Below are 9,287 nucleotides of genomic sequence, written 5' to 3' on the forward strand. Positions count from 1 at the left end.
GCCGAGTGGTGGGGCAAGAGCGTTTTGCTTACTTTTGCGCTCTTCAAAAGTGAGCCGCTGTAAGAGCGGAACCATAGGCGGCCATCACCCAAATAATGGATATACACCCAACAACCAACGCAAAAAAAAACGCCCCGAACCAGTCGGGGCGTTTTCAGACGATCAAGCCGCGAGGGCTTTTACTTACCCTGCCAGCGTTTCAGCACCAAGGTAGCGTTAGTGCCACCAAAGCCGAAGCTGTTGCTCATCACCGTATTGATGGTCGCATCTTCACGAGTCTTGGTCAGGATAGGCATGTCAGCCACGTCCGGGTCCAGTTCCTCGATGTTGGCAGAACCTGCCATGAAGTTGCCTTCCATCATCAGCAGGCAGTAGATCGCTTCGTGAACGCCAGCGGCGCCCAGGGAGTGACCCGACAGGCTCTTGGTAGAGCTGATCGCCGGAGCCTTGTCGCCGAATACCGCACGCACGCCTTCCATTTCCTTGGAGTCGCCGACCGGAGTCGAAGTACCGTGGGTGTTCAGGTAGTCGATCGGGGTATCAACGGTGGACATGGCCATCTGCATGCAGCGGATGGCGCCTTCGCCGCTTGGCGCAACCATGTCGTAGCCGTCGGACGTCGCGCCGTAGCCGACGATTTCCGCGTAGATCTTCGCACCACGGGCCAGGGCGTGTTCCAGCTCCTCGACCACCACCATGCCGCCACCGCCGGCAATGACGAAGCCATCACGGTTCTTGTCATAGGCGCGGGAGGCTTTGTCCGGGGTTTCGTTGTACTGGGTCGACAGGGCGCCCATGGCGTCGAACAGGAACGACTGGCTCCAATGTTCTTCTTCACCGCCGCCGGCAAACACGATGTCCTGCTTGCCCAACTGGATCTGTTCTACAGCGGTACCGATGCAGTGAGCACTGGTGGCGCAAGCGGAGGAGATCGAGTAGTTCACGCCCTTGATCTTGAACGGCGTGGCCAGGCAGGCGGAAACGGTGCTGCCCATGGTCCGCGTGACGCGGTACGGGCCAACGCGCTTGACGCCTTTCTCGCGCAGGATGTCCAGCGCTTCCATCTGGTTCAAGGTCGACGCGCCACCGGAACCGGCGATCAGGCCGGTGCGCACGTTGGATACCTGGTCTTCGCTCAGGCCGGAATCGGTGATCGCGTCCTTCATGGCCAGGTAGGCGTAAGCGGCTGCGTGGCCGACGAAGCGATAGATCTTGCGATCGATCAGTTCTTCGAGGGGCAGGTCGATGGAGCCGGAAACCTGGCTACGCAGACCCATTTCGGCATATTCCGGGTTGAAGCGGATGCCAGGGCGACTTGCACGCAGGTTAGCGGAGACGGTCTCTTTGTCATTGCCCAGGCACGAAACAATGCCCAGACCAGTGATAACGACGCGGCGCATGCGGATAACCCTTAAAAGTTGTCAGTGGAAGTGAATACGCCGACCCGAAGGCCTTCGGCAGTATAAATCTCGCGACCGTCGACAGTCACCGAACCATCGGCAATGGCCAGGTTCAGCTTGCCCTTGAGGACGCGCTTGATTTGAATGTTGTAAGTGACTTTCTTGGCGGTCGGCAAGACCTGGCCAAAGAACTTCACTTCGCCCGAACCCAGGGCGCGACCGCGGCCCGGCAGGCCTTGCCAGCCCAGGTAGAAACCGACCAGCTGCCACATGGCGTCAAGGCCCAGGCAGCCCGGCATCACCGGATCGCCTTCGAAATGGCAGGCGAAAAACCACAGGTCAGGGGTGATATCCAGCTCGGCGACCAATTCACCTTTGCCGTACTTGCCACCCTCTTCGCTGATATGGGTGATGCGATCCACCATCAGCATGTTCGGGGCGGGCAGTTGCGCGTTACCTGGGCCGAACAGCTCACCGCGACTGCAGCGCAGCAGGTCTTCCCGAGTAAAGGCGTTTTGTTTGGTCATGCGAGCTCCTCAATAATCCCATGCGGCAGGGCAGGGCAAATCTTCCCGGCCGACTGAAGCGTTCATGCCTCATATCGGCAGCCTACACATAGACTATTGCGTTGTAGTGAAAGTCACAGCGTCAAGGTCATGAATGTACACTTGTGCACTGAAATTATAAACCGGGCCGGTTTACGGGCCCGTTCGGGTGCCTAAGACTGCCGCACTTTCGTCTTTCACGCCAGTCGCAGTTGGCTGATGGCACCGTGTTACTGCACCCATCTCTGCAGGATTTGCTGCAAATCCGTGCGTTTGAACGGCTTTGCCAGGTAATCGTTCATTCCAGCTGCCAGGCAGGCTTCGCGATCGCCCTGCAAGGCATTGGCCGTGAGGGCAATGATTGGCAGCTCGGCGCAACCGGGCAACTGGCGAATCTGCCGGGTAGCCTCGTAGCCATCGATGCCCGGCAGTCGGCAGTCCATCAGGATTGCGGTAAAAATCAGGCTCTCGGCGCTGCGAATCGCTTCGGCGCCGTCGGTGGCGATGCTCACCTCGAACCCCAGGCTGCGCAGCATGGCTTCGACCACCGTGCGATTGACCGGGTTGTCTTCCACCAGCAACACGTTGCGCCCTTCGCCCGCACGGCCATTGCCTTCGGTATTCGGCGCGAGCACCGGCAAGCTCTGCTGGTAGATCGCCAGCGGAATTTCCAGGGTAAACACCGAGCCGTGGCCTTCTTCGCTCTGGGCGCGCAGGGTGCCGCCCATGCGTTCGGCCAGGGTGCGTGCGATAGGCAGTCCCAGTCCGGTGCCGCCGTAACGTCTTGAAATGGAACTGTCGGCTTGCTGGAACGCATCGAACATCAGTTCCAGGCGCTCGGCGGAAATGCCAATCCCGCTATCGCGCACGGTGCAGGTGAACCACAGCAATTCATGGTCCAGGGTCTGCCAGTGGGGTTCGACGGTGACGGTGCCCTGCTCGGTGAACTTCAGGGCATTGCCGATCAGGTTCACCAAAATCTGCCGGATGCGGGTCGGGTCGCCCTGTACTTGCAGCGAGCCCAGGCCCTGGGGGATCGGCACTTCGAGCGCCAGCCCGCGTTGTTGGGCGGCGTGCTGGAAGGCCTGGGCGCAACTGCCGATCAGCTCCACCAGGTCGAACGGAATGTGCTCAAGCTCCAGGGCCGCGCGCTCGATGCGCGAGAAGTCGAGGATGTCGTTGATCACCTTCAGCAGGTGTTCGGTGGACTCCGAGGCCAGTGCCGCGTATTCGGTCTGTTCCTCGGTCATGTCGGTGGTTTCCAGCAGTTGCAGCATGCCCAGCACCCCGTTCATCGGCGTGCGCAATTCATGGCTCATCATCGCCAGGAAGTCCGACTTGGCATTGTTCGCCCGCTCGGCTTCTTCGCGGGTCTGGATCAACTGGGCCATGGCCTGGTGCTGTTCACGACTGGCCTGGTTCAAGCCATCGGCGAGGTTATTGATGTGGCGCGACAGGTCGCCCAGTTCCGAGTCATCCACGATGGGCAGCGGCGTCTGGTAATCGCCCTGCTGGATCGCCTTGACCGCATTGCCCATGGCGCTGATCGGTTGCGACAGGCTGGCCGCCAGGCGCCGGGCCAGCAGGAACGTAAACAGCAGGGCGAACAGCGCGAGAATCCCGGCCTTGAACAGGATTTCCTGCTGGCGCTGGCTGAACGCATCGTTGGACATGCCGACAATCACTCGCCCCAGGTAGTCTGCGCGCGGGGCCTTGGGCTCGGCAGTACTGTCCTGGAAGAAGTCATTGCCCAGCTGGATATGTTGCAGGCGAATCGGCGCCTGGAAGACTTTCACCGACAGCGAGCGATCGTGCTTCTCCGACGGTTGCTCGACATACACCAGGATATTTTCTGCGCTGTCCTGAATCTCCAGGAAGCGCACGTGCGGCGTGGCGAGGGTGGCCCGCAACAGGCTTTCAAGCACGTCGTTGTTGCCGGAAATCACCCCGTATTCGGTGGCCGGCGCCAGTTGGTTGGCGATCAACTGGCCGGTGTGGTCCAGTTCCTGGCGCAGGTCCTGGATCCGCACGAAGGTGAAGAAGCTGATCAACAGCAGCGTCAGCAGGAGTGCCGGGCCCAGGGTAATGAGCTGGGTCCGGGTGTTGATGTCCCAACGGCGACGAAATGTCATGGGCGTTTTTCTCCTTCGGCCAGGCGGGCGGCGACGTTGGTTTCGTCCACCTGTTCGATCCCCAGTGAGCGCGCAACCTGCGGGTTGCCTACGACTTTGAAACGTTCCGGGTACAGCGAGCGTGGCCAACTGGCCGGCGCATGATCCAGCAGGCGGTCGAGCACATCCAGCCAGTCGGTCTGATCGCTGTAGGTGCTGGCCAGGCTGCCGGCCTTGACGAACCCGGCGTTGGGCCCGACCAGTGGCAATTGCCTGGCGTAGCTGCTGAGCAGCAGGTTTTTCGCGGTTTTCGGGTTGTACAGCTGGGGATCATCCAGCCCCAGCAAGACGTCGCTGTTCTTGAACAGGCTTTGCAGCGGGCGACTGTCATTAATGTTTTCCCAAAGCTGGGGCACGATCTCCAGGCCCATGGGCGCGGCGTACTGGCGCAGCTCGCGCAGCAGGAACTCGCTGTCGATGCCATAGAGCACGCCGATGCGCCGGGCCTGAGGCAGGATGCCGGTGATCAGGCGCAGTTGTCGGTCCAGCGGTGGGTCGCTCCACAGCAGGCTGATCTTCGCAGGCAACGTGGCACCCAGGCGCTGGCGCGCTTGCAGGCGGCTGATGCGCAGCACCAGGGTCGGTGGGCCCTGGGCGTCTTGCAGGCGCCAGTCAAGGCTGGGCAGGTCCAGCAGGATCAGGCGGGTGCTGGTCGGCAAGTTTGCGGGGGCGGGCAGGTCCTTGAGCGGGGTGAACTTCACGCTGTCTTCGGGACGCTGCAGGGCCAGGGCCTGGACGAATGTTTGTACGCCCGGGCCGTCTTCGTCGGCGGTCAGCAGGATATCCGCTGCCCATGTCGGTGCGGCAAACAGTAAAACCCCAAGCAACACACAGCACCGCCATAGCCGGGCGGTAAAGGGCAGGGTCATCCGTGACGAGTCGCTGTCCACTAGAACTCTAACTCCGCACTGAAGTAGAGCACGTGGCGTTGGTCATAGTTGTTGTCGGGCCAGGTGGTGGGCTGATTGTCGAGGCGTTGTTGCAACATGCCGGCCAGCTCCACGTTGGCTTTGCCCAAGGCAATGCGCTTGGCCACCCGCAGGTCGACCCGTTCGAAGCGATACTGGTTGAGCGCATCGTCGCCATAGTAGAACACCGCGCTGGACCAGCCATGGCCCCATTCCCGCATCCAGCCGGCCGAGCCGCTGTTGCGGGCGGTCTGCTGCCTGTCCAGGGGGTTGGTGGCGCTGGCATCCACATAAGCATAGGTGACGCGCAGCCGGTCGGCGGTGCTCATGTGCCAGTCGAGCTGGGTTTCGGTGCCGGTAAAGCGCGAGCTGTTCGAGTTGCTGGCGATGTACTGGTTGTTGCGCAGCGGCTCGCTGACCATTTCGCTGATTTCGTCGTAGAACAGCTTCACGTCGACGTTCAGCCCGATGTCGGCAAAAAAGCCGTTGTAGCCCAGCTCCCGGGAGCGCATCAGCTCTTTGTCGAGGTTGCCCGGGCCACGGGTCACCACGAAGTATTGGCCGGAGTTCTGGCCGTAGGCCGGCGAGCTGAGGTTGGTGACGCGGTAGCTCCAGTTGACGTTGTTCTCGAACATGTCCGGGGAGCGAATGGCTTCGGAGTACACCGCGCGCAGGCCGTGGCGCGGGTTGATCAGGTAGTTGACGGCCACCCGTGGCGTCAGCGAGTTGCCGCTCAGGTGGGTGTCTTCGTACATCGCGCCGCCCTGCAGCAGCCAGTGTTCGCTGGCCCGCCATTCCAGGTGGCCGAACAGGCGCCAGGTGGTGTCGTCCAGGGTGCCGTTGAAGTAGGTGTCGGAGTCGGCGCGGTCGTAGCGGTAGTTCATGCCGCTGACCAGGCGCAGGCTGTCGGACAGGCTGAGGGTGTCTTGCAGCTCCAGGTCGTAGCGGCTTTCCTTGGTGCTTTGGTCGATGTTGCCGCAGACCGGGTCCTTGCCGCCGTCTCCCCATTGCTGGAGCACCTGGCGGGCCAGTGCCTGCTCGGCGGCGCTGCCGGGTGGGAGGTTGCCTGGGTTGAAGTTGTTCATGTGCCGGGCCAGTCGCTCGGCATAGTTGGGGTTGAGCTGCCACAGCTGCGTCAGTTCCGGGCTGAACGAGACCTTGGCATCGCACGCGCGCCAGATCTGCCGGCGATCCCACTGCTGGGCCGAACCCTGGATATACAGGCTGTGATCGGGGTTGAAATCGAAGTTCCAGCGCAGGGAACCGGCATAGTCCTTGGCGCTGACGTCGGAATTGTTACCGCCTTCGGTAATCCCGTCGAACACTGGTTGGTAGGTGTAAGGGCGCTGGTTGGTGCCTTCCTTGGCGTCCAGTTGCCAGTCGATGCTTTGTTGCGCATTCAGGGTCTGGCTCACGGCCAGGCTGAAGCGGTTCAGGCGGCGCCCGTCGCGGCGGTCAGCGCCCACGCGGTCGCTGTCAAAGCCATCGTCCTGTTGACCGGAGAGTGACAGGCGCAAATCGCCGGTGTCCCAGCCCATGCCCTGGCTGGCGTACCAGTCGTTGATCCCTCGGCCGCCCTGGGTGAGTTTCATCCGCGTGCCATGGCTGTTGGCCGGCGAGCGGGTGAGGATGTTGACGACGGCCATCAGCGCGTTGGCGCCGTAGCTGACGGTATTGGGGCCGCGGAAGACCTCGATGCGGTCGATGTCTTCCAGGGCTACCGGAATATCGCTCCAGTCCACCGTGGCCAGGCCCGCGCGGTACACCGAGCGCCCATCGATCAACACCTGCATGCGCCGCGCATCGCCCGCCTGGGTGCCGTGGTAATTCACGGCGGCCTGGTTGCCGGTGGTGTAGCCGACCATCATCCCGGGCACCAGCCGCAGCAGTTCGGGGATATCCCGCGCACCGCTGGCCTTGATCAGCTCGCTGTCGATCACCGTCATGCTGCCGGGCACGGCGGCGGCCGATTGCTTGAGCCGGGTGGCGGTCAGCACCTGCGGCAGCGGCTGGCTGTCGAGGAACAGGTCGTCAGCCAGCACCGGCACACTGCACCACGGCATGCACAACAACGTCAGCAGAAGGGATGAGCGAGGAGGAGGGCCCAAATACACGGCACGGCCTTGATAATTACGGATAGCCGCCCATGTTAACTGAGGTGGGGCCTTTTGCCAGTCGTCGGCCCTGTAATTACTTCGCACAAATGTCGCATTTTCCGACAAGCGTTTGAATTGACGCGGGGGCTGGCCGCAGGCGGGTCGCTCCGTATAATGCGGCCATCGCCACTGCTATGGATTAACGGATTGCATATGACTGAACAGCGCCCTATTGCGGTCCTGGGAGGCGGAAGTTTTGGTACCGCCGTGGCTAATCTGCTGGCTGAAAATGGTCACCGGGTGCGTCAATGGATGCGTGACCCCGAGCAAGCCGAAGCCATTCGGGTCAACCGGGAAAACCCCCGTTACCTTAAAGGCATCAAGATTCTGCCGGCCGTGGAGCCGGTGACTGATTTACAGTCGACGCTGGACGAGTGCGACCTGTGCTTCGTCGCGCTGCCCTCCAGTGCCCTGCGTTCGGTGCTTGCACCCCATGCCGAGCGGCTGGCGGGCAAGCTGCTGGTGAGCCTGACCAAGGGCATTGAGGCGCACACCTTCAAGTTGATGAGCGAGATCCTTGAAGAAATCGCCCCCGAAGCGCGGATTGGCGTGTTGTCCGGGCCGAACCTGGCGCGGGAAGTGGCTGAGCACGCGCTGACTGCCACGGTGATCGCCAGTGAAGACGAAGAACTCTGCGAGCGGGTGCAGGAGGTGCTGCACGGTCGCACCTTCCGCGTGTACGCCAGTGCCGACCGTTTCGGCGTCGAGCTGGGCGGGGCGTTGAAGAACGTCTACGCGATCATCGCCGGCATGGCGGTTGCGCTGGGCATGGGTGAAAACACCAAGAGCATGCTGATCACTCGCGCCCTGGCCGAGATGACCCGGTTTGCGGTCAATCAGGGCGCCAACCCGATGACCTTCCTTGGCCTGGCGGGTGTGGGCGACCTGATCGTCACCTGCTCGTCACCGAAAAGCCGCAACTATCAGGTCGGTTTTGCCCTTGGCCAGGGCTTGAGCCTGGAAGACGCCGTGACGCGTTTGGGCGAAGTGGCGGAAGGCGTCAACACCCTGAAGGTGCTGAAGGCCAAGTCTCAGGAGGTCGGGGTGTATATGCCGCTGGTTGCCGGGTTGCACGCGATCCTGTTTGAAGGGCGCACCTTGAACCAGGTCATCGAGTTGCTGATGCGCGCCGAGCCTAAAACCGATGTCGACTTTATTTCCACCAGTGGTTTCAACTGAGGAACGCGTCATGAACGATCCGAAAGCAGCTCCCAAGTACGAATCCATTGGCCTGCGTGTGCTGTGGATGCTGGTGTTTGCCCTGGTGTGGCAAGTGGCGCAGTTTCTGCTGGGCGCGCTGGTGGTGGTGCAACTGGTTTATCGCCTGGTGTATGGGGCGCCGAACCTGGGGCTGATGAATTTTGGTGACAGCCTGAGTCAGTTTTTGGCGCAGATTGGGCGGTTTGGCAGTTTTCACAGTGATCAGAAGCCTTGGCCGTTTGCAGATTGGCCGACGCCCCGTGCACCGGAAGGTGAGGCTGCCCACAGTGTGCCGCCTGCACCGCATCCGGCGCGTGATGAGGAACCCAAGCTATGAAGGTGTGGGTGTTGCGTCACGGTGAGGCCGAGGGGCATGCGCGTACGGATGCCGAGCGTAATTTGACGGCCCATGGGCGCGATGAGGTGTTGCGCAGTGCGGGGCATCTGATCGGGCAGCCGATTCGGGCGATCATTGCCAGTCCGTATGTGCGGGCGCAGCAGACGGCGCAGTTGGTGCGGGAGGCGTTGGGGTTTGAGCCTGAGATCCGCCCTGTGCCTTGGTTGACGCCGGAGAGTAATCCGCTGGAGGTGCTCAAGCATCTCGACAATGACGATGATGTGTTGCTGGTTAGCCATCAGCCGTTTGTGGGGGGGCTGATCAGTTATTTGCAGCATGGGCATTTGCGGCAGCCGCAGGCTATGAGTACGGCGAGTCTGGCGGAGTTGGAGGGGGATTTTCCGTTGGCGGGGTTGATGAGTCTTTTGAGTGTTCGGAATCCTTAAGGTTGGGTTTGGTTTTGGGTACATATCCGTTTCTTCGGTAACGGCCACTTAGGGTTCCGCTCTTACAGCGGGTCACTTTTGGCAAACGCCCCAAAAGTAACCAAAAGGTCTTTGCCCCACCACT

Annotated in this window: 8 protein-coding genes; 3 read left to right on the forward strand and 5 right to left on the reverse strand. The window is 61.5% G+C overall.

Features of this window, described 5'->3' with window-relative positions; genetic code table 11:
- Positions 1 to 179: 179 nt before the first annotated feature.
- The 5 genes from fabB to A462_RS31850 form a co-directional block, all read right to left on the reverse strand.
- Positions 180 to 1,400, reverse strand: a complete 1,221-nt coding sequence (gene fabB / locus A462_RS31870) for a beta-ketoacyl-ACP synthase I (protein ID WP_003210553.1) — start codon at positions 1,398 to 1,400, stop codon at positions 180 to 182.
- A gap of 11 nt (positions 1,401 to 1,411) precedes the next feature.
- The gene (gene fabA, locus A462_RS31865; RefSeq protein WP_003210552.1) at positions 1,412 to 1,927 is read right to left on the reverse strand and encodes a 3-hydroxyacyl-[acyl-carrier-protein] dehydratase FabA; all 516 of its coding nucleotides are present in this window, start codon (positions 1,925 to 1,927) and stop codon (positions 1,412 to 1,414) included.
- Positions 1,928 to 2,175: 248 nt separating this feature from the next.
- On the reverse strand, positions 2,176 to 4,077 hold the full coding sequence (locus A462_RS31860; RefSeq protein ID WP_008430252.1) for an ATP-binding protein: 1,902 nt from the start codon (positions 4,075 to 4,077) through the stop codon (positions 2,176 to 2,178).
- Positions 4,074 to 4,985 carry an ABC transporter substrate-binding protein gene (locus A462_RS31855; RefSeq protein ID WP_050550292.1) on the reverse strand — a complete coding sequence of 304 codons (912 nt, stop codon included), beginning with the start codon at positions 4,983 to 4,985 and terminating at the stop codon, positions 4,074 to 4,076. Before A462_RS31855 ends, A462_RS31860 begins: the two co-directional genes overlap by 4 nt.
- A gap of 20 nt (positions 4,986 to 5,005) precedes the next feature.
- The gene (locus A462_RS31850) at positions 5,006 to 7,138 is read right to left on the reverse strand and encodes a TonB-dependent receptor plug domain-containing protein (protein ID WP_085984626.1); all 2,133 of its coding nucleotides are present in this window, start codon (positions 7,136 to 7,138) and stop codon (positions 5,006 to 5,008) included.
- 195 nt (positions 7,139 to 7,333) lie between these two features.
- On the opposite strand from A462_RS31850, the gene A462_RS31845 reads away from it, so the two are divergent.
- From A462_RS31845 to sixA, 3 genes are read left to right on the forward strand one after another with little or no spacing between them, the layout of a single operon-like run.
- Positions 7,334 to 8,359 carry an NAD(P)H-dependent glycerol-3-phosphate dehydrogenase gene (locus A462_RS31845; protein ID WP_008430255.1) on the forward strand — a complete coding sequence of 342 codons (1,026 nt, stop codon included), beginning with the start codon at positions 7,334 to 7,336 and terminating at the stop codon, positions 8,357 to 8,359.
- Between the two features lie 10 nt (positions 8,360 to 8,369).
- Positions 8,370 to 8,717: a DUF4389 domain-containing protein gene (locus tag A462_RS31840; protein ID WP_003210547.1), complete on the forward strand. Its 348-nt coding sequence runs from the start codon at positions 8,370 to 8,372 to the stop codon at positions 8,715 to 8,717.
- Positions 8,714 to 9,163, forward strand: coding sequence for a phosphohistidine phosphatase SixA (sixA, locus tag A462_RS31835; protein ID WP_008430256.1), 450 nt, complete (start codon positions 8,714 to 8,716; stop codon positions 9,161 to 9,163). The genes A462_RS31840 and sixA overlap by 4 nt, the downstream gene beginning before the upstream one ends.
- The last annotated feature ends 124 nt before the right edge of the window (positions 9,164 to 9,287 follow it).

Source organism: Pseudomonas sp. Ag1 (assembly GCF_000278565.1).
In the GTDB taxonomy this organism is placed as follows: Bacteria; Pseudomonadota; Gammaproteobacteria; order Pseudomonadales; family Pseudomonadaceae; genus Aquipseudomonas.